Genomic DNA, 21,723 nt, shown 5'->3' on the forward strand with positions numbered 1-21,723 from the left:
TGCGCAGGAGCACGTGGTGCTTTGGGGTATATCTTGGGACATCCGAGGCATCCCGCACAGTAACTCATTCCGTTCAGGCTGAGCGAAGTCGAAGCCCTTCACTGAGCCGAAGGCGAAGTGGCTTCGCCCGCGGCTCAGTTGAAAAGAGGCGCGTGACTCGTTTCAACCCTTCGACTTCGCTCAGGGTGAACGGACTATCTTATGAGCCGCTTCCAGATGGCCTATCTCAAAGCCGCGCCAGCGTCGGCGCTTCCGTTCCCCGCCACGCCTTCCGCTGCTTCTCCAGCAAAGCCCGGCTCGCCTCGGCGTCGCCCGCCGCCGCCAGCGCCTGCGCCTTGCCCCACATCGCCCAGCCATTGCCGGGCCGCCGCGCCAGCGCCCGGTCAAAGGCGGCGTTCGCGCCCTTCACGTCGCCCCGCCGCAACAACAGCCCGCCCAGCGCCAGGCCGACCGGCTGATGCCATAGCGGCGGCTCGTTATAATCGAAGCTGGTTTCGATCCGCTCGGCCTTCTGCAGCAGGGCGATGGCGCGCCTGCCGTCTCCGGCGCTTTCCGCTATCCGCGAGAGCGCGATGGTTTCGGCAAGCGTGATCAGCGGTTGCAGCTCCCGGTCGATCTTCGCGCCCTTGCGCGCCTGACGCATGGCGGCGATCTCACGCTTGGCGTCCGCCGTCCGGCCAGCGCGGGCCAGGCTCTCCGCGCGCAAGGCCCGCCACACCTGTCCAGCCGTTTTCAGGCGCGCGTCCGGCGCGGGCATCGCCATCAACGCGGCCAGGTCTCCGGCGAATTGCGCCCGCGCCTGCAACGCAGTGATGAACCGCGCCTCGATATAGGCGGATTTCGCCGCCTGATCGGGGGAGATCGCCGCTTCCAGATTGGCGGCGGAGCGCAGCGCGACCGTCCGGTCGCTGATCTGCTCTGCGGCCGATGTCAGGAAATGGTTGTGATGCACGAAATAGCCGTAAAATTTCGGGTCCTCGCGCAATGTCCGGGCCATGGCCTCATCGACATCGACCGCCCGCTCATTGGCGCTGATCGCATCGTCAAAGCGGCCGATGCGGTAATAGGTGTGGCTGGGCATATGGACCAGATGCGCGGACGCCGGGGCTTCGTTCAGCAGCCGGTCGGCCGCCGCCTCCGCCCGGCCGGGCGTGTGCGACGCTTCGGTCAGGTGGATGTAGAGATGCTGCGCTTCGGGCTGGTCGGGGTTGCGCGCCAGCACCCGCTCGACCAGCGCGATCGCGCGCGCCGCCCAGGGCAGCGGCGTCAGGCCATCTTCTTTCCAGTAATTCCATGGCTGCACATTCATGGCGGCCTCCGCCGCCAGAACCATGATCATGTCGTCGTCGGGATAGCGTTCCGACACGTCGCGCATCGCGTCGGCAAAGGCGATGGCGTGGACGCCCTTCTCCCGGTTCGGCCCGCCCGGCGCATAGCGGACGGCGAGCGCGGAAATCAGCGCATGCTCCTTTTCATTGGCGGCGGATGCGGTCAGTGCCCGGTCCGTCAGCGCCCGCGCAGCCGCGATCCTCTGGTCGCCGGACGGGCCGCTGTTGAGATAGGGACCGATGGCCAGCGCCTCCCCCCACATGCACATGGCGCAATTGGCGTCGCGGGACAGGCCCGCCTTGAAGCTGCGCTCCGCCTTAGCGAACTCAAATCCGTAGAGCAGGGCCATGCCCTGATCGAAATATTGTTGCGCTTCGGCCGACGCCGTGGCGATGGGATAATGGATCGGCGCCAGTCCGGGGATCAGCGGCATGGGAAACGCGCCCGCGCCAGCCGGTGAAGCCTCCCCCGCGGGCGCCAGGAACCCGCACGCCGTCGCCATCAGGCTAGCGGGGTCCAGCCGCATCATGCCCGGCGCCGATGGCGTTGGCGCTTTCGCGGAGCTGATCAGCGGCGACGCCACGGCCAGGACGGCAATCGATACCAGACGGCGACGGTGCATCACGATCTCGCGAACAGGATGGAATGGGACTGGCAGGGGTGTAGAAGAAATCTCCGCGCCCCGTCCACTATTTCGCGAAAAATCGGCCGGTTGGAAACCTGATGTTCAGTTCTGCCGATTATGGTTACCAACATGTCAAAGGAAAATCTTCGCAAGGCCGGGTGGGTGGCCGTCATGCTTCTGGTCCCCGGCGGGATGATATTGGGGGCGGCGGTGGCCGCGCGCCATTATCGCAAGAAGGCGGCGGAGCAGCAGTCGCAACCTGACTAAAGCTGTTGGAACCTTCGACTTCGTTGGATTCCAAAAATCAGATAATACTTATATATCAATATATTGATCGAAATCTCGCGTTTCGCAAAAATGGCGGACACCGTCGCGTTTGTTGTCGCATTTCCGCGATCGCCGACCCGCGATCGCCGGGCCGTTTCCGGCCGATGGCCACGCTTTTAGAAAGCGCCGGTTCCGGGGCAGCGTTTCCGTATGACGGCATTATTCTGGTATGTGACGGTCAGCCGCTTCTCATCGGCGGACAAGGTGAATTTCTGCCAGCGGAACCAGTTCTGCCCCTCGCCCTCGAAATTGGCGCCGACCATCACGGCCAGCGGCCCGGCCTGTTCGACCGCCGTGACCTTACCCACGCTTTCGTAGAAGCGCAGTTCCTTGGGCAGAACGACCAGGCGCAGGTCCGACCGCTGATTGCCGCAATCCTCGTTCAGCCCGGCCCAGTAACCGCGAAATCCCGGCGGCAATATGTCCCGCGCAGTTACGGCCGTCTGTGAAGGGCGCGCGGGGCGGGACTGCGCCGCGCCCGGCTTTGCCGCGCCTGCGGAACCGGCTCCGGCCGCGCCGCCGGCATATCCGCCGCCACCGCCGCCGGTATAGCCGCTATCTTCCTTGTCCAGCGCGTTCGACGCATTGCCGTCGTCGGCAATGGCCGCATTACCGGCATTGTCCTCGCTCGCGGGTATCGCGGTGCTCAGCGAATCCGATGTGTTCGACCGGTCCTGCTGCCCGCACGCGGCGAGGGCAAGCATAAGGGCGAGGGGGAATAGGCGCATCATTCGGGAACCCGAAGGATCATGATGCGGTTCCCGATGACCATCCTCTGTTCGCATGATAGAGGGACAGTAGGATGTCGAAAAGGAAATGGCCATGCCGGTTCTTGGGATGGGTGGACTATTCTTTCGCGCGAACGACCCGGACGCCCTGTCCGCCTGGTACAAGGCGCATCTGGGCGTCGGCGCGGGGTGCGTGTCGGACCCGGCGGCGCAGGCCAATGAATGGGTCTGGATGGTGCAGGGCGGGCCGATGGTGTTTCAGCCCTTCGCCGCGACCACGGAGTATTTCGCGGCGGACAAGGCGTTCATGATCAACCTGCGGGTCAGCGATCTGGACGGCCTGCTTGCGGACTTGCGCGCCGCCGGCATTGCGATCATCACCAAGGCGGAATGGGATCATCCCGATACCGGCCGCTTCGCCCGCATCCACGACCCCGAAGGAAACGCCATAGAATTGTGGGAACCCCCCAACCCGCAATCCTGATACTCCCCCCAACCCTGAACAGAGGACACCCCCCATGAAAAGCCTCCACCTTGCGGCCGCCGCCGCCGCTGCCCTTGCCCTCGCATCCTCCCCCGCCAACGCCGCGCTCGCCGTCGGCGCAAAGGCGCCCGACTTCGCCACGCGCGGCGCGCTGGCCGGGAAGGTCATCCCGATCCGCCTCTCGACGGAATTGAAGAAGGGACCGGTCGTCCTCTATTTCTTCCCCGCCGCCTTCACCAAGGGATGCTCGGCCGAGGCGCGCGAATTCGCTGAACATATTGACGAGTTCAAGAAGGCGGGGGCGGAGGTGATCGGCATGTCCGCCGATCCGGTGGCGAAGCTCGCCGACTTCTCCAAGCAGGATTGCGCCAACAAATTCGCCGTCGCATCCGCCGGGCCTTCGGTCGTTTCCGGCTATGACGTCGCGCTGCCGCCCATGCCCAATATGCCGAACATGCCCGCCGGCCTCACCAACCGCACCTCCTATGTCATCGCGCCCAGCGGCCGCATCGCCTATGTCCATAGCGAGATGAACTATGCCGACCATGTGAAGAACACGCTGGCGGCGGTGCAGGCGATGAAGTCCGCGAAATAGTCCAGTCCTTCGGGATTGGCCGTTGACGCATGGGTGATGGGGCCGCATCTCCATCATCCATGCGCTTCTTCTCCGATAACGCCGCCCCCGTTTCCCCGGCCGTAATGACGGCCATCATGGCGGCCGACACGCTCGACACCGCCTATGATGGCGACGCATGGAGCGGGCGGCTGGACGCGGCCTTCTCCGCGCTGTTCGAAACGGAGGTATCCGCCATCTGGGTGCCGACCGGGACCGCCGCCAATTGCCTGGCGCTCGCGACATTATGCCCGCCCTTTGGCGGCGTGCTGTGTCATGAGGAGGCGCATGTCGAGATGGACGAGGCCGGTGCGCCGGAATTCTTCACCCACGGCGCGAAGCTGATGACTGTGCCGGGCGAAGGCGCGAAGGTCGCGCCGGACATGTTGCGGGCGAAACTGGCCACCATCCGGGACGATGTGCATCAGGTGCAGGCCCATGCGCTGACGATCACCAATGCGACCGAATATGGCCTGGTCTACACGCCCGCAGAGGTCGCGGCGCTGGGCGATCTGTGCCGCGAACGGAATATCGGTTTCCACATGGACGGCGCGCGCTTCGCCAATGCGGTGGCGTCGCTTGGCTGCTCTCCCGCCGATCTCACCTGGCGGGCGGGGGTCGATGCGCTGTCCTTCGGCTTCACCAAGAATGGCGGCATGTCGGCGGAGGCGCTGGTCTATTTCCGGCCCGGCCTTGTCGATCAGGCGAAACGGCGGCGCAAGCGCGCGGGGCATCTACTGTCCAAGGGGCGCTACCTCGCCGCCCAGCTCCTTGCCCTGATCGCGGACGATCTGTGGCTGAAGAATGGCGCGGCCGCCAATGCCGCCGCAAAGCGGGTCGCGGACGCCGCTGGCGATCGCTGCCTCCATCCGGTGCAGGCCAATGAAATCTTCATCCGGGTGACAGCGGCGGAGGCGGCCAGCCTGCGGGCGCTGGGCTATGATTTCTACGATTGGGGGGAGGGCGCGGCCCGGCTCGTGACCGCATGGCATCACAAAGCGGAGGATGTGCAACCGCTGGCCGACGCCATCGCCGCGCTGTGACGGACGCACGGCCCGGCGGCGGCGCGCATTTCTTCGATGCGAAGGTGCTGGTCCCCTTTACGATCGTCACCTTCATCTGGGGTTCGACCTGGCTGGTCATCCGCGATCAGGTGAGCGACGTTCCGGCAAGCTGGTCGGTCACATACCGTTTCCTGATCGCGGCGGCGGCGATGTTCCTGCTCGCGCGCATCCGACGCGTGCCGCTGTGGCTCGGCTGGCCCGGCATGGCCTTCGCGGCCTTCCTTGGCGTCATGCAGTTCGTGCTGAACTTCAACCTCGTCTACCGGGCGGAGATGCACCTGACCTCCGGGCTGGTGGCCATGCTCTACGCCCTGTTGCTGGTGCCCAACAGCCTGTTGAGCTGGGTCGCCTTCCGGGAAGCGGTCAGCCGCCCCTTCATCCTTGGGTCGTTCATCGCGATCTGCGGCATCGCGCTGCTGTTCCTGCATGAATATCGCATGTCCGGCGTCGCGCCGGATCAGGTCCTGCTGGGCATGGCGCTGGGCATCGGCGGCACGCTGGCGGCGTCGGTGGCGAACGTCATGCAGGGCAGCGGCATCGCCCGCCGCCTGCCGATGGCCTCCACCCTGGCATGGGGGATGCTGCTGGGCGGATTGGCCGATGCGGTGGTCGCCTGGGCGCTGCATGGCCCGCCGGTGATCGACACGCGGCCCACCTATCTGGCCGGGGTGCTGTATCTGGCCATTGCCGGATCGGTGGTGACATTCCCGCTCTATTACCGGCTGATCCAGCGTCTCGGCGCAGGGCGCGCGGCCTATAGCAGCGTGCTGATCCCGATCATCGCCATGCTGCTCTCGACGCTGTTTGAGGGGTATCGCTGGTCTCCCCTCGCGCTTGCCGGGGCGGCGCTGGCCTTGCTGGGCATGGTCGTCGCGATGCGCGCCAAGACCGCTTCATAGGCAGGCGGCAAGCCCTTCCGCGAAAGTCGGGTAAAGCGGTGTCCAGCCGAGCGCCCTTTTCGCCTTCCCGTTAGCGACGCGCCGGTTCTCCGAATAGAAAGCGCGCGCCTGCGGCGACAGGGCGGCTTCCTCCAATGTCTGCAGGGGCGGGGGCGCGACACCCAGCATCGCGCTCGCCGCCTCGATGATCCGGTTCTGGGGGCAGGGCAGGTCGTCCGCCAGATTATACGCGCCCGGCGGCCCCTCAAAGCCCGCGATCACCCCGGACACAATATCGTCCACATGCACCCGGCTGAATATCTGGCCGGGCACATCGATCCGCCGCGCTTGCCCCTCGCGCACCCGGTCCAGCGCCGACCGGCCGGGACCATATATGCCGGGCAGGCGGAATATCCTGACGTCCGGGCGCAATGCGGACCACGCCGCGTCCGCCTTCGCCCGTGCGCTGCGCCGCCCGCCGCCAATGGCCGCGCTCTCATCGACCCAGGCCCCGCCGGTATCGCCATAGACGCCGGTGGAGGAAAGATAACCGGTCCAGAGCGCACCGCTCGCCCGAATGTCCGCGCCATAGGCCGCCAGCACCGGATCGCCATCCTCGCCCGGCGGCACGCTCGACAGGATGTGCGTGGCCGTTGCGATCGCCTGTCTGATGCCGGCCTGATCATCAAAGCTGATCACGCCGTCGCCGCCCGTCCGCCGCGCGCCGCTGACCCGCCAGCCCTCTGTGCGCAGCCGCGCGGCAAGCCGTTCGCCGGTATAGCCCATTCCAAGGATTAGCATATGCGCCATGCCATCCCCCTAAGGTGATTTCGAGGGAAATGGAACATTTCACGGCCCGGAAATCACGCTCAAACAAAGGAAAAGACCGCGATTTTGATCAATCAAAATCGAACAAGGTCTTGCAGCGTGGCCCGCCGGATTAACCCCTTTTTTACCATGACCCGATAGCCACGATCCATGCTCGGCCCCGGCGATCCGATCCCGTCCCTTTACCTCCGCACGGATGCCAATCCGCGCTATGCGCTCGACAGCGTGGCTGGCCGCCATGTCGTGATGATGTTTGTGGGCGGCCTGCGCGTGCCCGGCGTCGTCGACATGCTGCGGCAACTCTATGCCAGCGCCGATCCGTTCGACGACCTCAACGCATGTTGTTTCGTCATCACCTGCGATCCCGCCGATCAGGCCGAACCTTCGCTGTGCGACCGCTATCCCGGTATTCGCGTGGTGCGCGATCATGACCGCGAACTCGCCCGCCTGTTCGGTTGCGCGCAGGACGCGGGGAATGGCGTGGATCGCCTGTCGCTGATGACCTGGATACTCGATCCCGGCCTGCGCGTGCTGGATGTGATTCCGGTGGATGATGCGTCCACCCATCTGGCGCAGATTACCGAACGCCTGTCCGGCCTTGCTTCTCCCGCCGCCGATATGGACGGCTGCGCCCCGGTACTGCGCGTGCCCAATCTGTTCGAGCCGGAGCTTTGCCGCCGCCTGATCGCCTATGCGCGGGAGACAGGCACGCAGGACAGCGGCTATATGAAAACCGATCCCGCGACCGGCGAGACGATGATGGTCGTCGATCACGGCCATAAGCGGCGGAGCGATTGCAACATAGAGGATGCCGGGCTTCGCGACGCCATCCAGGCGCGGGTGATCCGCCGCCTCGCGCCGCAGATCGAGCGGGCGTTCCAGTTCAAGGTGACGCGCATGGAGCGCTATATCGTCGCCTGCTACGACGCGCAGACCGGCGGCTATTTCCGCCCGCACAAGGATAATACGACGCTCGGCACCGCCCATCGCCGCTTCGCTGTCACCATAAACCTGAATGCGGAGGATTATGAGGGCGGCGACCTGCGTTTCCCCGAATTCGGCATGCGGACCTATCGCGCGCCGACTGGCGGCGCGATCGTCTTTTCCTGCTCATTGCTGCATGAGGCGACGCCCATCGTCAGCGGTCAGCGCTATTGCGTGCTGCCCTTCCTCTATGATGAGGCGGGGGCAGCGATCCGCCTGGCCAATGCGCAGCATCTGCAGGACCCGATCCTGCGGGAGCAGGTCGTAGCGTCAGTCACGGACACGCCCGCAAGGGCGGCCTGAGCCTTCACATCAGAACAACCGTTCGCAATTCAGCGGCGCATTGACCGTCTTTTTGGCGATGGCCGGCGTCTTGTCCGCCTGAAGCGCGCCGCTGCTGGTGCGGACGACGCTGTTGCCCGTCAGGGTCGTCAGGTCGATCTCCACCCGCTCCGTCCGGGCGATCAGGGCGCCATCCGCGTCGCCGCTGGTCTCGCTCTGCTTCTGCGCCAGGATATGCTTCTCGTCGATCTCGACGGAGCAGCCCTTCGCGCCCGCCTCGCAATAGGGGGCTTCGGCGGTCCCGACCTTTTCCAGATAGAGCATCTTTTCCGGCCGGTCCCAGCGATAGGTGACATCTGTTCCCGGACCTTCCTCTTTCGTGGCGGAGCCGCCGCTGGAGCTCATCACCTCGGTAATCGCGCCCTTGCAATGGATGGAAAAGTCCTCCGGCACAGCCGCGGCGTTCCCGTCGGCGGCGTTGTCCTGCGCGTTGTCCGCCATATTCTGGGCCTCGTCCCCGGATGAACAAGCGCAGACCAGTAACAGGGCTGCAAGGGCGTAATGCTTCATCGCCTCTCCTTACCGCACAGTCGCGGACGTCGTTACGCTATCAGCTTGCCCGGCCGTGGCAATGGAAAGCTGCATAAGTCAGCCTTCGCCGTCCAGGGGCACCAGCTTGCCCGGATTCATGATCCCCCTGGGGTCGAAGGCGGCCTTGATCGCCCGCAGGGTGGCGATCCGCGCAGGGCTGGCCAGCCGCGCGAGTTCGGTCCGCTTCATCTGCCCGATGCCATGTTCGGCGGAGATCGACCCGCCCGCAGCGACCACCGCGTCATGGACGAACGCATTGATCCGCCCGCCATCGGCCGCGATCCAGGCGGGGCCGTCGCTGGTGCCCTTTGGCGCCCGGACATGAAAATGGACATTGCCGTCGCCCAGATGGCCGAAGGAGGAGGCCGTGGTGCCGGGGAACGCCTGCTGCGCCGCCGCCGCCGCCTGCGTCATGAAGGCGGGCATGCGCGCCACCGGCACGCTGACGTCATATTGCAGCGCCGGACCCTGCGCCCGTTCCGCTTCCGACAAGGATTCGCGGATCTTCCAGAAGGCTTCCGCCTGCGCCTCGCTGGCGGCGACGGCGGCGTCCTTGGCCAGCCCCGCCTCGAAGGCTTCCGCTAACGCGCCCTCCAGCCGCTCGGCGGCGCTCGGCTCGGTCTGCTCATCCAGATCGACCTCGATCAGAACATGCCAGGGCGTGCGCGTTTCGATGGGACTGCGCGTGGACGGGATGTGGGAAAGGACATGGCCCAGGCCATCGTCCGCGATGATCTCAAACCCCTCGACCATGCCGCCCAGCCGGCTTTCCAGCATGCGCAGCAGCGCCAGCGCGTCCTCCGGCGTCTCGACGCCGACCCAGCCCACCGCCCGGTCGGCGATGGCGGGCACCAGCCGCAGGGAAGCGGCGGTGACGATGCCGATCGTTCCTTCCGCACCGATCAGCAATTGCTTCAGGTCATATCCGCGATTGTCCTTCTTGAGCGCATCCAGCCCCTCATAGATGCTCCCGTCGGGCAGCACCGCCTCGATCCCGTCCACCAGCGCGCGCATGGTGCCGTGGCGCAGCACCTGTGTACCCCCGGCGTTAGTGGAGATCAGGCCGCCAATGGTCGCCGATCCCTTGGCCCCAAGGCTCAGGGGAAAACGGCGTCCCGCGTCCGCCGCCGCATCGTGGAGCGTCGAGAGGATCACGCCCGCCTCGCACACCGCCAGATTGTCCTTCGCTGATAGCGACCGGATCTGGTTCATGCGGCGCAGGGAAAGGATCAGCGCGCTGCCGTCCATCGGGGGCGTCGCGCCGCCGACCATGGAGGTGTTCCCGCCCTGCGGCACGACCGCCACGCCCAGCCTATTGGCCAGCGCCAGCACCTGCGAAACCTCCTGCGTGGACGCGGGCGACAGGATGGCTGCCGCCGTGCCGTGATAACGGCCCCGCCAGTCGCTCGTCCATGGCGCGATATCGTCCGGATCATCGGTAAAGCCCTTCGGGCCAAGAATATCGCGGAACTTCTGCAGGGTTTCGGTGTCGATCATCCCGGCCTTATGCGCCGGAATTCATCGACTGTTCAACAGGCAGGCGCTAATGCCCTTGTCCCCAGAGGGGTTGGTTTTGCATTCATCCGTCATTTTTCTGTCCATGCTGCTTGCCCCGGCGTCCGCGTCGGGGCCTGTCCAGCTTGCGCAGGTGACGATTGAGCAGCGGGTCATCATCCGTGTGCCTCTCGCCCGGCAACGCTCTGCGCAGGTGGAGTCGCCCGTCGAATGGCAGGAGAAAAAAGGCCCCAAATGCCTCGCCATCCGGTCGATCCGCGGCGCGTCCGTCACGGCGAAGAACAGCATCGACATGACGCTGATCAACGGCGAGCGCTATCGGGCGCGTCTGGAGCGCGGGTGCCGGGCCGTGGACTTCTGGTCGGGCTTCTATGTTGAGGCGACCAGGGACGGATCGCTCTGCTCCGGCCGCGACATGATCCAGGCGCGGGGCGGCACGGAGTGCGAGATTGACACGTTCCGCCGGCTGGTCGCCGACGACGAATAATCGCCCCTTTCCGGCTAAGCGCTGTCCAGCCTAATCGCTGTTCGGCCGCAACCGGTATCCTACGCCCAGTTCATTGACGATGATCTGCGGATGCTGCGGCTCTGTCTCCAGCTTCTGGCGCAGGCCCTTCACCAGCACGCGCAGATATTCGACATGATGCTCCAGTTCGCGTGGCCATACCGTGTTCATGATCTGCTTGTGCGTGATCACCCGGCCGGGGAACTGCGCCAGTTGCGCCAGCACGCTATATTCCTTGGGCGTCAGATGGACTTCCTCGCCACCCTTGCGCACCTGCCGCATCATCAGGTCGATTTCGACGTCTCCGGCCCTGATGCTGGAAACGCCGCCATCCTTGGTCATGCGGTTGCGCATGGCGACCCGGATGCGGGCGAGTAGTTCATCGGTATCGAACGGCTTGGTCAGATAATCGTCTGCGCCAAGATCAAGCGCAGCGACCTTCTCCTCCGTCGCCTCGCGCGCTGATATGACGATCAGCGTCGTCTGCGACTGTTTCTTGATCAGGGGCACAAGCTCCAGCCCGTCGCGGTCCGGCAGGCCAAGGTCGAGCAGCGTGACGTCCGGATTCTCGCTGCCCAGTTTGGCCAGCGCCTCCTTTCCGTCCGCAGCCTCGGCAATGGCATAGTCTCCGCGCGTCAGGGCGGTGTGGAGAAGCCTGCGGATATGCGGCTCGTCATCAATGACCAGCACCTTGTGGCGTAACGTCATGCGATATCCTCCACATCGATGCCGCTGATGATCGCATCCGCCGGCAGATGGATAGTGAATATCGCGCCCAGCGGATCACTATTGTTCGCCGCCTTGACGGTAAGGCCCATGGCTTCGGCAAACCCCTTGACGATGGCGAGGCCAAGACCCGTCCCGCCCTTCGACCGGTCCGATCCGTCGATGCGCGTGAAGGTGTCGAATATCTCGTCCTGCTTGCCGTCCGGGATGCCCGGACCCTGATCGATGATCGACAGGTCTATGCCGTCGATGGTCCTCCTGCCCCGGATCGTGACCGGCGTGCCGGGGTCGGCATAGCGCCCGGCATTGTCGAGCAGGTTGATGAGGCAGTGGTGGAACAGGCGCGGGTCGACCCGGACGAGGGGAAGGTCGGCGGGAAGCTGCAGGTCGATGGCGTGGCCGGCCAGAATGCGGCGGGTGTCATGAACGGCGGCGGCCACCGCGTCGGTCAGGTCGGTCGCCTCGGTCTTTAGCGCCAGCGCGCCGGATTCCACCCGCGCCATGTCCAGCAGGTTGGCGACGAAGCGGTTCAGCCGCTGCGCCTCCACATCGATGGCGTCGACAAGCTGCGCGTCGGGATGCGCCCGATATTCCTGCACGGCCGCCGCGATGGCGGTCAGGGGCGTGCGCAGATCGTGGCTGACTGAGGACAGCAGCGCAGAGCGCAGCCGGTCGCGTTCGCGAAGCTGCCGCGCGTCCTGCATCCCTTCCTCCAGAGCCATCCGGTCGAAGGCGATGGACGCCTGATCCAGCAGGCTCATGAGCAGCGGCGCCTGATCCGGCCGCAGCGGTTCGCCCGCATCGTCGCGGGCGAGGCCCAGCACCGCCAGCACGCCCCGGCTGGTCTGCAGAGGGTGGAACAGCCATTCCGACGCGGCAAGCGTGGACGATCCGCGCCCGGCAGGCTGCTGATTGTCCATCGCCCATTGCGCTGCCGCCCGTTCGATCTCGCCCACCCGGTCCTCCGGGGGATAGGCGGCGCGCAGGACCGGACCATCGCGCGAGGGGAGCATCAGCAGCGTGCGCAGGTTGAACAGCCGGGCGACCTCCGCGCAGATCATGTGCATCAGCTCCTCCTGACTGGAGGTTGCGGTCAGTTGGCGGGAGAAACCGGCGAGGGCCGCATTCTGCCGCGCGCTCGCCTGGGCGAGATTGGCCTGCGCCCGGACGCGGGAGGCGAACTGGCTGGTCACGAACGCCACCCCCAGCAGCACGAATATGCTGATGATATTTTCGGGGTTGCTGACGGTCAGCGTGCCGGTCGGCGGCAGGAAGAAAAAATTATAGGCGAGCGAGGAGGCCACGGCGGCGAACAGGCCGATGCCAAGGCCATAGCTCGCCGCGGCGAACATCACCGGGATCAGGAACAGCAGCGCGATATTGCCGATGGCGATAAATTCCACCAGCAACCGGCCGAGCGCCGTGCAGGCGGCGATGGACAGCAGCGTCCAGCCATAGTCTGACAGGGCGACGGGATCGCGCCGCGCGTCGCGATGTCCGGGGGCCGCCTGCGGCTTCTCGCCTTCGCCGGGCAGGACATGCACGGCAATGTCGTCAACGCCACGCACCAGCCGGTCCACGACTGACCCATGGCGCAGTTCGAACCACCAGGGACGGGCGGACTTGCCGATGACGATCTGCGTCGCGCGGGCGTCAGCGGCGAAGCTGCGCAACCCCTCGACCACGCTGGTCGCCGGGACGCTGGCGGTCGCCGCGCCGAGGCGCGAGGCGAGGGCGAGCGCGTCCGACAGCCTCTGCCGGTCGGCGTCGCCAAGCTGAAGGCTCCTCTGCGTTTCGATATGCACGGCGGTCCATGGCGCGCGCAGGGCGTCGGCCAGCCGCTTGGCGGCGCGGACGAGGCCGGGCGCGCTGGGCTGTTCGCTGACGGCGACGATGACGCGCTCGCCCGCCGCGAAATTCCCGGCCAGCGCATGCGCCCGCGCATAGTCCAGCATCTGCGCATCCACCGCCTGCGCCGCGCGGCGCAGCGCCAGTTCGCGCAGGGCGGTGAGGTTGGACTTGGAGAAGAAATGGTTGAGCGCCCGGCTGGCCTCGGCCGGAATATAGACCTTCCCGTCCTTCAAGCGCTCGATCAGCTCGTCCGGCGGGATATCGACGACCTCGATCTCCGCCGATTCCAATATGGAGTCGGGCACGGTTTCGCGCACCCGTACGCGGGTGATGGACGCGACCACATCGTTCAGGCTCTCGATATGCTGGATGTTGATCGTCGAATAGACGTCGATGCCCGCATCGCGCAGCTCCTCGACATCCTGATAGCGTTTGGGATGGCGGCTGCCCGGCGCGTTGCTGTGGGCCAGCTCGTCCACCAGCACCAGCGCGGGGCGGCGCGCCAATATGGCGTCGATGTCCATTTCCAGCAGGGTATGGGCCTGATGCGCGATGCTGAGGCGGGGAATGACTTCATAGCCGTGGAGCAGCATCTCGGTCTCATGCCGCCCATGCGCCTCCACCACGCCGACCACCACATCGACCCCGGCCTTGATTCGCTGCTTGCCGTCCAGCAGCATCTCATAGGTCTTGCCGACGCCCGGCGCGGCGCCGAGGAACACCTTCAGGCGGCCGCGCCCCTCCTGCTTCGCCTGGCGCAGCAGGGCTTCGGGTTCGGGGCGGTCCGGGACGCTGTTCACTGGCCCCTATTAGCGCCTATCCGGTCGAGCCGTCGATTGAGATTCAGAACATGGATGCGCGGCTCGCCAATAAAGCCGAACAGGGGTCGCTCCACGCTCTGTTCGACAAGCGCGCGCACCGTTTCCGGCGGCAGGCCGCGCGCCTGCGCAACCCGGCCGGCCTGATAAAAAGCCGCATCGGGACTGATATGAGGGTCAAGCCCCGATGCGGAGGCAGTCACCAGGTCGGACGGAACGGGACGGCCTGGTTCGCGCAGGGCGGCGACATCGCCCTTCACCCGGTCGGCAAGGGTCTGACTGGTGGGGCCGAGGTTGGAGCCGGAGGAGGCGAGGCCGTCATAGCCCTTGCCCGCGGCGGATGGGCGGGGATGGAAATAGCGGTCGCTCGTGAAATTCTGCCCGGCGATGGCCGAGCCGATGATCCGGTCATCCTGTTCGATCAGGCTGCCGTTCGCTTGCGTCGGAAAGATGGCCTGTCCGATGCCGGTCAGCGCCAGCGGGTAGGCGAGACCCAGCAGCAGCGCGAACAGCGCGGTCATGACGAGCGCCGGGCGGAGAGCGGTGATGAAATCCTTGGTCATGGCAATATCCTTCAGGCGAGGCCGAGGCCGCCGACCACAAGGTCGATCAGCTTGATGCCGGCGAACGGGGCGAGCAGGCCGCCCAGGCCGTAGATGGCGAGGTTGCGGGCGAGCAGCGGACCCGCGCCGATCGGCCGGTAGGTGACGCCCCGCAGCGCCAGCGGCACGAGCAGCGGTATGATGAGCGCGTTGAAGATGATCGCCGACAGGATCGCCGATTGCGGCGTGGTGAGACCCATGACGTTGAGCACGCCAAGGCCCGGATAGATGGAGACGAACATCGCCGGGATGATCGCGAAATATTTGGCGACGTCGTTCGATACGGAGAAGGTGGTGAGCGCGCCGCGCGTCATCAGCAATTGCTTGCCCAGACCGACAATCTCGATCAGCTTGGTGGGGTCGCTGTCCAGATCGACCATATTGCCTGCCTCGCGCGCCGCCTGCGTGCCGGTGTTCATGGCGACGCCGACATCCGCCTGCGCCAGCGCGGGGGCGTCATTGGTGCCGTCGCCGCACATCGCCACCAACCGCCCGCCGGTCTGTTCCTTGCGGATCAGCTCCAGCTTGTCCTCCGGCGTCGCCTGGGCCAGAAAATCGTCGACCCCGGCCTCGGCGGCGATCGATGCGGCGGTCAGCGGATTGTCGCCGGTGATCATCACCGTGCGGATGCCCATCGCCCGCAACTCGCCAAAGCGTTCGCGTATGCCCGCCTTCACGACATCCTTCAGGAAGATCGCGCCCAGCAGGCGGCCATCCTTCGCGACGGCCAGCGGCGTGCCGCCCGCCCGCGCGATTTCGTCGGTAACGCGGCGCAGCTCCGTGGCCGCAGCCGTTCCGGCAAGATCCGGATTGGCGTTCAGGATCGAATCCACCGCGCCTTTCTGGATCGTCGATCCGTTGACGGTGACGCCGGAAATGCGGGTCTGCGCGGTGAAGGGGATCACCTCCGCATTGTCGGGTAGCGCCTGCGCGCGGACGCCATATTTTTCGCGGGCGAGGATGACGATGGACCGGCCCTCCGGCGTTTCGTCGGCAAGGCTGGCGAGCAGGGCGGCCTCGGCCAGATGTTCCGGCGTCGCGCCCGATACCGGCCTGAAGATGCTGGCCTGACGGTCGCCGACAGTGATGGTGCCGGTCTTGTCCAGCAGCAGCGTGTCAATGTCGCCTGCCGCCTCGACCGCCTTGCCCGACTTGGCGAGCACGTTGAACCGCACCAGCCGGTCCATGCCCGCAATGCCGATGGCGGAAAGCAGCGCGGCGATGGTCGTGGGGATCAGCGTGATCAGCAGCGCGGCGAGGATCGCGACGGGGACGCCGCCGCCCGCATAGCTGGCGAAGGCGGGGATCGTCGCGACCGCGATCAGGAAGATGATGGTGAGGCCGACGAGCAGGATCGTCAGCGCAATCTCGTTCGGGGTCTTTTGCCGCGCCGCGCCCTCGACCAGCGCGATCATGCGGTCGAGGAAGCCCTCGCCCGGATTGACGGTGACGCGCACCTTGATCCGGTCGGACAGGATGCGGGTGCCTGCGGTCACGGCGGACCGGTCTCCGCCCGCCTCGCGGATGACGGGCGCGCTCTCGCCGGTGATCGCCGCTTCGTTGACGGAGGCGACGCCCCAGACCACTTCGCCATCGGACGGGATCAGGTCGCCGGTCTCGACCAGCAGCAGGTCGCCGACCTTCAATGCGGTCGCCGGAACCTCCTCATAGGCGTCGCCATCGCCCTTCAGCCGCTTGGCGGTCAGCTCCGCCTTGGTGGCGCGCAGGGACGCCGCCTGCGCCTTGCCGCGTCCTTCGGCGAGCGCCTCGGCAAAGGTGCCGAACAGCACGGTCAGCCAGAGCCAGATGACAAGCTGCAGCTTGAAGGCGATGCCCAGGCTGTCCTGCCCGGCGAACAGCAGCAGGGTCAGCAGCAGCGCGACGACCGCCGTGGTGAACATCACCGGATTGCGGATGAGCTGCCGCGGATTGAGCTTGCGGACTGCATCGCCAAGCGCGGCGGTGATCAGGTCGGCCGTGAACAGGGATGGCTGGTTAGAGCGAGACATGGGATGCCCTCGTCAAAAGAGTTGGCCACGGATCATCGCGAGATGATCGGCGACTGGGCCGAGCGCGAGGCTGGGCAGGAAAGTGAGGCCGCCGACGATCAGCACGATGCCGACCAGCAGTCCGGTCCACAGCGCGCCCGTGGTCGGGAATGACCCGGCGGTTTCCGGCGTGTAGCTTTTGGCGGCGAGGCTGCCCGCGATCGCCAGCATCGGAATGATGATGAAGAAGCGGCCGACCCACATCGCGACGCCCAGCAGGCCGTTGTAGAAGGGCGTGTTGGCGGTCAGGCCCGCAAAGGCCGAGCCGTTATTGCCCACGGCGGAGGTGAAGGCATAGAGTATTTCCGAAAAGCCGTGCGGTCCCTTGTTGAGCGGCCCGGCAAGGCCCGCCTGCGTGACCGATGCGACAGCCGTGAGGCCCAGGATCACCAGCGGCAGGACGGCGATGGCCAGGATGGCGAGCTTCACCTCCCGCGCCTCGATCTTCTTGCCGACATATTCCGGGGTGCGGCCGACCATCAGGCCCGCGACGAACACGGCGAGGATGGCGAACAGCAGGAAGCCATATATGCCCGCCCCGACGCCGCCGACCACGACTTCGCCAAGCTGGATGTTGAATAGCGGGATCATGCCGCCCAACGCGGTGAAGCTGTCATGCATGGCGTTGACCGCGCCGCAGGACGCCGCTGTCGTCACGACCGAGAACAAGGCGGAGGCGGCGATGCCGAACCGGACCTCCTTCCCCTCCATATTGCCGCCGGCGACGCCCAGGCCGTGGAGCACGGGATTGCCCGCCGCCTCCTGCCAATAGGTGACGGTGACGCCGGCGAGGAAGATGACGAGCATGGCGGCGAGGATCGCCCAGCCCTGCCGCGTGTTGCCGACCGCCTTGCCGAAGGTCCAGGTGAGGCCGAAGCCGATGGCGAAGATCGACAGCATCTGCACGAAATTCGTAAGCGCATTGGGGTTCTCGAACGGGTGCGCACTGTTGGCGTTGAAGAAGCCGCCACCATTGGTGCCGAGCATCTTGATCGCCTCCTGAGAGGCGACGGGGCCAAGGGCGAGCGTCTGCTTCGCGCCCTCCAGCGTGGTGACATCGACCGACCCGGCCAGCGTCTGCGGCACGCCATTGGCGATCAGGAATAGCGCATAGAGGATGCAGGCGGGCAGCAGCAGATAGAGGGTGATGCGTGTCACATCGGCCCAGAAGTTGCCGATGGTCTTTGCGCTGCGCCGGGCGAAGCCGCGGAACAGCGCAAAGGCGAGCGCAATGCCGGTCGCCGCGGAAATGAAATTGTGGATGGTCAGGCCCAGCATCTGGCTGAGGTTCGACAGGGTCGATTCCCCGGCATAGCTCTGCCAGTTGGTGTTGGTGGTGAAGCTGATCGCGGTGTTGAACGCCAGGTCCGGCGATACGCCCGGATAGTGCAGCGGGTTGAACGGCAGCACGCCCTGCAGCCGCAATATGGCGTAGATCAGCAGCAACAGGACCGCGTTGAAGGCGATCATGTGGATCGCATAGCGCCGCCAGCCCTGTTCCGCCGCCGGGTCGATCCCGGCAAGCCGGTAGAAGCCGTTCTCAACCGGGCCGAGGACTGTGTGCAATGGCGTGCGCCGCCCTTCGTAAAGCGCGAAAAGCCAAAGGCCGACAGGCTTGGTGATGAGCAGCAGGATCGCGACGAAAGCGGCGATCAGCAGGAATCCCTGGAATGTCATCCCGGCCTCCTAAAAGCGTTCCGGCCGGAACAGGGCCAGGGTCAGGTAGATGAGAAGCCCGGAGGCCGTGATGGCGCCGAGCCAGAGGTCGAGGGTCATCGCCGCGCCTCCCTCAAGCGTCGCCGCAGAGGCGAAGATAGGCGAAGCTCGCCATAAACAGCCCCAGAAGGGCGCTGATCCAGACCAGATCCTGCATGTCATGCTCCATCGGCCGGGGGGTCGGCCGCGGAGGGTCATGTAGGCGGGACGGTCATTTGAATGCGAGATTGGCGGGCGGCCATCCGCATAGTGTTTTCATATGATTTTGGCGTTTGGCCCGATCACAGGGGCGATGTCGCCTCCGGCTTACCCCTGGCCCCGCAGCATGTCGCCGATGGAGGTGACGAAATGCGCCTCCATCGCGGCGGCGGCTTTGGCGGGATCAGCGTCGAAGATCGCGCGGGCGAGCGCGCGGTGCAGCTCTATCGTATTGTCCTTCTGCTCCTGACTGGTGCGGGTGCGCCACGCCTGCGGCACGGCGACCTCCATCAGCGGCGCGAAGGACTGGACGATCTGCGCGAACAGCGCGTTGCCTGCGGCCTGTGCGATGGCCTCGTGGAAGGCGATGTCATATTGGATCATATGTTGCTGGTCATCCATTGCGCCAGCCATCGCCTCGGCCAGACTGAGGATGCGCTCCGCCTGCGCATCGGTCCTTTTCTCCGCCGCGAGGGCGGCGATGCGCACCTCGACCGTGCGGCGCACGTCCCAAACCTCCGCAACGCTGATCTGCGCAGTGGAGACTGCGTGATCGAGCGACGCGCCGATGACCGACCCGTCCATTGCGCCGACCCGCGCGCGGCGGCCATTGCCGACATCGATCAGCTTGAGCGCGGCCAGAGCGCCGAACGCCTCCCGCATCACCGCCCGGCTGACGCCCAGTTCAGTGGCGAACTGCCCCTCGCCGGGCAGGGTATCGCCCACCTTCATGTCATGAAGGCGGATGTGGCTGCGCACCGCCTGCACCGCCTGATGCACGAGCGATCCGCCCGCATCGGTTGGCCTGGTGCTCATGCCGCCAGCCTGTGCGCGCGATATTGCGTCGGGGCAAGCCCGAAGCGCCGGGCGAAGGCGCGGGTGAAGCTGGCATTGTTGAGATAGCCGCATTTGTAGCCGATCGACGAAACCGGCAGGTCGGTCGCTATGAGCATTTGTCCGGCCTCGCCAAGCCGCTGGTCGGAAATCGCGTCCGCCACGCTGCAGTCGAACATGTCCCGAAATCCGCGCGTCAGCTTCGCCCGGTTGAGGCCGCAGGAGCGCGCGATCATGTCGAGCGTCAGCTTTTCGGACCAGCGCTCGTCGATCAGGCGGCGGGCGGCCAGCACGCGCTGGCTGTCGGCGTGGGTGAGGACGCCGTCCGCGCCCACCGGGATCACTGCGCCATCGGCATGGGCGCGCAATATGTCGCAGAGCAGTTCGATGCTTTTGGCAAGGCGGTAGGGGGTGCGCGCGCCCTCCGGCAAGCCGCAATCGCGAATGGTGAATGCGATGGCCCTGAGAGGTGCGGGAAGGTGATAGGCGCCGCCGTCGCGCAACGAAAGCGGGTGACCCAATATGCGCAGGCAAGCATCGCTTTTTACGATCAGGATCAAGCGATTACCGAGATCCGCGTCCAGAATTTTGCGGGCCGGGCGGGCATGGAAGCAGAGGGTTGGAGGCGCTTCTGCGACGCCAAAAGCGATGAGGAACGCGACGGTGTCAGCGCAAGGAATATCGGGGCCGACAGAGCCTGATCCGATCAGGCTGATCATTTCCGGGGATACGTCTATCCTGTCCATGACAGTGATTGCGTCCATTGCTCTCTCCTTTTGGGCGAGCATAACCTATCTGATAGCTATTGCAATAGCTATCAGATAGGTTCGTGAACGGCATCGACCGGGGCGCGGCGCATGGCGATAAAGAAGGCGGCGAGGGAAATCGCGCTGACGATCACGCCGACAATGGCGAGGCCCTGCCCCAAATGACTTTCCCCGCCGAGCAGGGCGGACACCCATGTCACCAGCGTCGGCGCGATGCCGAAACCGATCAGCCCGGCGATGGCGATGAACGCGCCGATGCACAGGCCGCGCACTTCATTGGGCATGAACACCGTCAGCGCGACGGAGGTGCAGAGACCGGTGATCGTCCCGCACAGGATCATCAGGCCAAGGGCGATGCCGAACAGGGGCACCGATGGCGCTACGGGGTAAAGCGCCGCGGGAATGCCGATGCCCGCAGCCGCGACCGCGCCGATCAGCAGGCCGCCGCGCCGCCCGCTTTTCTGCCCCAGATCGGCGACGAAGCCGCCCAGTATCGCGCCGAGCACGCCGGTCAGGAAAATCAGCACGCCCATCCATCCGGCAAAATCCTGCGGCGCGAGGCCGTAGCTGCGCGACAAGACGGGCGACGCCCAGATGGCGGCGGCGGCATCGGCCATGACGACGCTGACCTGCCCCAGAAACAGCGGGATCAGGAAGGCGCGGCGCGCCCAGAGTTCATGCGCGACCACCTTGAATGGGGCGTGGGTGCTGGCCGCGACCTCCCGCCGGGCGGGTTCGCGCATGAGGAGCAGGGGCAGGATCGCCGCCATGCTGATCAGGGCGAGCGCCATATGGGTGCTGCGCCACGGGGCCATGCCGCCGAACCATGCGGGCGCGCTCTGGGTCAGGAACAGGCCGAGCAGCCAGCCGGTAAGGGCGAAGGCGGCCGCTTGCCCAAGGCTCTTGCCGAGCGTGACGATCAGCAGCGCCCGGCCGCGCTGGGCGGGCATGCACAGGTCGGCGATAAGCGACAGGGCCGCCGTCAGTCCGCCGGTCGTGCCGATCCCCGCCAGCATCCGCGCGATGAACAGCATGGGCACGCTATGCGCCACCGCCGTCAGGAATGTTCCCAATGTCCAGATGATCCCCAGGCCGATCAGCAGGCGGACGCGATTGGTGCGGTCGACGAGAATGCCGATGGGTATCGAGAACAGCACCAGCGGCACGGCGGCGGACACGCCCTGCACGATCCCCAATATCTGATCGCTCAGGCGCATTTCCGCCTTGGCGGCCTCCTGCACCAGGCTGAAGGATGTCATCATCGTGAAGCCGGAGGCCATCGCCAGCGCGAGGATGAGCAGCGGGACGAGCGACCGCGGGAAAGAGGGTTCGACCTCGTCACCCAAGGGCATGGCGACGGAGCAGGGGCTGTTCATTGCAATTCCTTACTGCCTTGCTGGGTGGTTTAGG

21 protein-coding genes are annotated in these 21,723 nt (G+C 65.9%); 7 read left to right on the forward strand and 14 right to left on the reverse strand.

The window, feature by feature from the left end; all coding sequences use genetic code 11:
- Positions 1 to 226 precede the first annotated feature (226 nt).
- Positions 227 to 1,951 carry a tetratricopeptide repeat protein gene (locus tag KFK14_RS03235; RefSeq protein ID WP_212609856.1) on the reverse strand — a complete coding sequence of 575 codons (1,725 nt, stop codon included), beginning with the start codon at positions 1,949 to 1,951 and terminating at the stop codon, positions 227 to 229.
- Positions 1,952 to 2,083: 132 nt separating this feature from the next.
- Between KFK14_RS03235 and KFK14_RS03240 the strand changes: the two genes are divergently transcribed.
- Positions 2,084 to 2,221, forward strand: coding sequence for a hypothetical protein (locus tag KFK14_RS03240; protein ID WP_171905947.1), 138 nt, complete (start codon positions 2,084 to 2,086; stop codon positions 2,219 to 2,221).
- A 176-nt stretch (positions 2,222 to 2,397) separates the two neighbouring features.
- Here KFK14_RS03240 and KFK14_RS03245 read toward each other — a convergent pair whose 3' ends face one another.
- Positions 2,398 to 3,012, reverse strand: coding sequence for a hypothetical protein (locus KFK14_RS03245; protein ID WP_212609857.1), 615 nt, complete (start codon positions 3,010 to 3,012; stop codon positions 2,398 to 2,400).
- Between the two features lie 91 nt (positions 3,013 to 3,103).
- Between KFK14_RS03245 and KFK14_RS03250 the strand changes: the two genes are divergently transcribed.
- The 4 genes from KFK14_RS03250 to KFK14_RS03265 are packed head-to-tail and all read left to right on the forward strand — an operon-like array spanning position 3,104 to position 6,069.
- The gene (locus KFK14_RS03250) at positions 3,104 to 3,493 is read left to right on the forward strand and encodes a VOC family protein (RefSeq protein WP_070158175.1); all 390 of its coding nucleotides are present in this window, start codon (positions 3,104 to 3,106) and stop codon (positions 3,491 to 3,493) included.
- A gap of 34 nt (positions 3,494 to 3,527) precedes the next feature.
- Positions 3,528 to 4,088 (forward strand): peroxiredoxin, encoded by a 561-nt coding sequence (locus KFK14_RS03255; RefSeq protein ID WP_212609858.1) that lies wholly within the window; start codon positions 3,528 to 3,530, stop codon positions 4,086 to 4,088.
- A 59-nt stretch (positions 4,089 to 4,147) separates the two neighbouring features.
- Positions 4,148 to 5,149 (forward strand): threonine aldolase family protein, encoded by a 1,002-nt coding sequence (locus KFK14_RS03260; protein ID WP_212611013.1) that lies wholly within the window; start codon positions 4,148 to 4,150, stop codon positions 5,147 to 5,149.
- Positions 5,146 to 6,069 (forward strand): DMT family transporter, encoded by a 924-nt coding sequence (locus KFK14_RS03265; RefSeq protein WP_246524840.1) that lies wholly within the window; start codon positions 5,146 to 5,148, stop codon positions 6,067 to 6,069. The genes KFK14_RS03260 and KFK14_RS03265 overlap by 4 nt, the downstream gene beginning before the upstream one ends.
- Here KFK14_RS03265 and KFK14_RS03270 read toward each other — a convergent pair.
- The gene (locus tag KFK14_RS03270) at positions 6,064 to 6,858 is read right to left on the reverse strand and encodes a Rossmann-fold NAD(P)-binding domain-containing protein (RefSeq protein WP_212609860.1); all 795 of its coding nucleotides are present in this window, start codon (positions 6,856 to 6,858) and stop codon (positions 6,064 to 6,066) included. The genes KFK14_RS03265 and KFK14_RS03270 overlap by 6 nt on opposite strands.
- Positions 6,859 to 7,026: 168 nt before the next feature.
- On the opposite strand from KFK14_RS03270, the gene KFK14_RS03275 reads away from it, so the two are divergent.
- Entirely contained in the window at positions 7,027 to 8,163 is a 1,137-nt protein-coding gene (locus KFK14_RS03275) for a 2OG-Fe(II) oxygenase family protein (RefSeq protein ID WP_212609861.1), read from the forward strand.
- A gap of 9 nt (positions 8,164 to 8,172) precedes the next feature.
- Here KFK14_RS03275 and KFK14_RS03280 read toward each other — a convergent pair whose 3' ends face one another.
- On the reverse strand, positions 8,173 to 8,712 hold the full coding sequence (locus KFK14_RS03280; protein WP_212609862.1) for a hypothetical protein: 540 nt from the start codon (positions 8,710 to 8,712) through the stop codon (positions 8,173 to 8,175).
- Positions 8,713 to 8,790: 78 nt separating this feature from the next.
- Positions 8,791 to 10,230: an FAD-binding oxidoreductase gene (locus tag KFK14_RS03285; RefSeq protein ID WP_212609863.1), complete on the reverse strand. Its 1,440-nt coding sequence runs from the start codon at positions 10,228 to 10,230 to the stop codon at positions 8,791 to 8,793.
- Between the two features lie 103 nt (positions 10,231 to 10,333).
- Here KFK14_RS03285 and KFK14_RS03290 point away from each other — a divergent pair, with 103 nt between their 5' ends.
- The gene (locus tag KFK14_RS03290; RefSeq protein ID WP_212611014.1) at positions 10,334 to 10,735 is read left to right on the forward strand and encodes a hypothetical protein; all 402 of its coding nucleotides are present in this window, start codon (positions 10,334 to 10,336) and stop codon (positions 10,733 to 10,735) included.
- Between the two features lie 30 nt (positions 10,736 to 10,765).
- Here KFK14_RS03290 and KFK14_RS03295 read toward each other — a convergent pair whose 3' ends face one another.
- The 9 genes from KFK14_RS03295 to KFK14_RS03335 form a co-directional block, all read right to left on the reverse strand.
- Complete coding sequence (locus KFK14_RS03295; protein ID WP_212609864.1) at positions 10,766 to 11,461, reverse strand: response regulator; 696 nt, start codon at positions 11,459 to 11,461, stop codon at positions 10,766 to 10,768.
- Positions 11,458 to 14,010 (reverse strand): DUF4118 domain-containing protein, encoded by a 2,553-nt coding sequence (locus KFK14_RS03300; RefSeq protein ID WP_246525015.1) that lies wholly within the window; start codon positions 14,008 to 14,010, stop codon positions 11,458 to 11,460. The genes KFK14_RS03295 and KFK14_RS03300 overlap by 4 nt, the downstream gene beginning before the upstream one ends.
- Positions 14,011 to 14,126: 116 nt before the next feature.
- Positions 14,127 to 14,711, reverse strand: a complete 585-nt coding sequence (kdpC, locus tag KFK14_RS03305) for a potassium-transporting ATPase subunit KdpC (RefSeq protein ID WP_212609866.1) — start codon at positions 14,709 to 14,711, stop codon at positions 14,127 to 14,129.
- Positions 14,712 to 14,722: 11 nt separating this feature from the next.
- Positions 14,723 to 16,759, reverse strand: coding sequence for a potassium-transporting ATPase subunit KdpB (gene kdpB, locus KFK14_RS03310; protein ID WP_212609867.1), 2,037 nt, complete (start codon positions 16,757 to 16,759; stop codon positions 14,723 to 14,725).
- 12 nt (positions 16,760 to 16,771) lie between these two features.
- Positions 16,772 to 18,475 (reverse strand): potassium-transporting ATPase subunit KdpA, encoded by a 1,704-nt coding sequence (gene kdpA, locus KFK14_RS03315; RefSeq protein ID WP_212609868.1) that lies wholly within the window; start codon positions 18,473 to 18,475, stop codon positions 16,772 to 16,774.
- A gap of 9 nt (positions 18,476 to 18,484) precedes the next feature.
- Positions 18,485 to 18,574, reverse strand: a complete 90-nt coding sequence (gene kdpF / locus KFK14_RS03320) for a K(+)-transporting ATPase subunit F (protein WP_070156772.1) — start codon at positions 18,572 to 18,574, stop codon at positions 18,485 to 18,487.
- 246 nt (positions 18,575 to 18,820) lie between these two features.
- A complete protein-coding gene (locus KFK14_RS03325; protein ID WP_212609869.1) occupies positions 18,821 to 19,528 on the reverse strand; it encodes a FadR/GntR family transcriptional regulator in 708 nt (235 codons plus the stop codon).
- Positions 19,525 to 20,310, reverse strand: a complete 786-nt coding sequence (locus KFK14_RS03330) for a helix-turn-helix domain-containing protein (protein ID WP_212609870.1) — start codon at positions 20,308 to 20,310, stop codon at positions 19,525 to 19,527. The genes KFK14_RS03325 and KFK14_RS03330 overlap by 4 nt, the downstream gene beginning before the upstream one ends.
- A 53-nt stretch (positions 20,311 to 20,363) precedes the next feature.
- Positions 20,364 to 21,689, reverse strand: a complete 1,326-nt coding sequence (locus tag KFK14_RS03335; protein ID WP_246524842.1) for an MFS transporter — start codon at positions 21,687 to 21,689, stop codon at positions 20,364 to 20,366.
- Positions 21,690 to 21,723: the final 34 nt, after the last annotated feature.

The organism is Sphingobium phenoxybenzoativorans (assembly GCF_018286635.1).
GTDB lineage: Bacteria > Pseudomonadota > Alphaproteobacteria > Sphingomonadales > Sphingomonadaceae > Sphingobium > Sphingobium phenoxybenzoativorans.

What these genes read in the sequence shown, in the direction of transcription:
- KFK14_RS03235 (WP_212609856.1), bottom strand. Translation starts at nt 1,951, where the DNA reads ATGCACCGTCGCCGTCTGGTATCGATTGCCGTCCTGGCCGTGGCGTCG.
- KFK14_RS03240 (WP_171905947.1), top strand. Translation starts at nt 2,084, where the DNA reads ATGTCAAAGGAAAATCTTCGCAAGGCCGGGTGGGTGGCCGTCATGCTT.
- KFK14_RS03245 (WP_212609857.1), bottom strand. Translation starts at nt 3,012, where the DNA reads ATGATGCGCCTATTCCCCCTCGCCCTTATGCTTGCCCTCGCCGCGTGC.
- KFK14_RS03250 (WP_070158175.1), top strand. Translation starts at nt 3,104, where the DNA reads ATGCCGGTTCTTGGGATGGGTGGACTATTCTTTCGCGCGAACGACCCG.
- KFK14_RS03255 (WP_212609858.1), top strand. Translation starts at nt 3,528, where the DNA reads ATGAAAAGCCTCCACCTTGCGGCCGCCGCCGCCGCTGCCCTTGCCCTC.
- KFK14_RS03260 (WP_212611013.1), top strand. Translation starts at nt 4,148, where the DNA reads ATGCGCTTCTTCTCCGATAACGCCGCCCCCGTTTCCCCGGCCGTAATG.
- KFK14_RS03270 (WP_212609860.1), bottom strand. Translation starts at nt 6,858, where the DNA reads ATGGCGCATATGCTAATCCTTGGAATGGGCTATACCGGCGAACGGCTT.
- KFK14_RS03275 (WP_212609861.1), top strand. Translation starts at nt 7,027, where the DNA reads ATGCTCGGCCCCGGCGATCCGATCCCGTCCCTTTACCTCCGCACGGAT.
- KFK14_RS03280 (WP_212609862.1), bottom strand. Translation starts at nt 8,712, where the DNA reads ATGAAGCATTACGCCCTTGCAGCCCTGTTACTGGTCTGCGCTTGTTCA.
- KFK14_RS03285 (WP_212609863.1), bottom strand. Translation starts at nt 10,230, where the DNA reads ATGATCGACACCGAAACCCTGCAGAAGTTCCGCGATATTCTTGGCCCG.
- KFK14_RS03290 (WP_212611014.1), top strand. Translation starts at nt 10,334, where the DNA reads ATGCTGCTTGCCCCGGCGTCCGCGTCGGGGCCTGTCCAGCTTGCGCAG.
- KFK14_RS03295 (WP_212609864.1), bottom strand. Translation starts at nt 11,461, where the DNA reads ATGACGTTACGCCACAAGGTGCTGGTCATTGATGACGAGCCGCATATC.
- KFK14_RS03300 (WP_246525015.1), bottom strand. Translation starts at nt 14,010, where the DNA reads ATGCTGCTGGACGGCAAGCAGCGAATCAAGGCCGGGGTCGATGTGGTG.
- kdpC (WP_212609866.1), bottom strand. Translation starts at nt 14,711, where the DNA reads ATGACCAAGGATTTCATCACCGCTCTCCGCCCGGCGCTCGTCATGACC.
- kdpB (WP_212609867.1), bottom strand. Translation starts at nt 16,759, where the DNA reads ATGTCTCGCTCTAACCAGCCATCCCTGTTCACGGCCGACCTGATCACC.
- kdpA (WP_212609868.1), bottom strand. Translation starts at nt 18,475, where the DNA reads ATGACATTCCAGGGATTCCTGCTGATCGCCGCTTTCGTCGCGATCCTG.
- kdpF (WP_070156772.1), bottom strand. Translation starts at nt 18,574, where the DNA reads ATGACCCTCGACCTCTGGCTCGGCGCCATCACGGCCTCCGGGCTTCTC.
- KFK14_RS03325 (WP_212609869.1), bottom strand. Translation starts at nt 19,528, where the DNA reads ATGAGCACCAGGCCAACCGATGCGGGCGGATCGCTCGTGCATCAGGCG.
- KFK14_RS03330 (WP_212609870.1), bottom strand. Translation starts at nt 20,310, where the DNA reads ATGGACGCAATCACTGTCATGGACAGGATAGACGTATCCCCGGAAATG.
- KFK14_RS03335 (WP_246524842.1), bottom strand. Translation starts at nt 21,689, where the DNA reads ATGAACAGCCCCTGCTCCGTCGCCATGCCCTTGGGTGACGAGGTCGAA.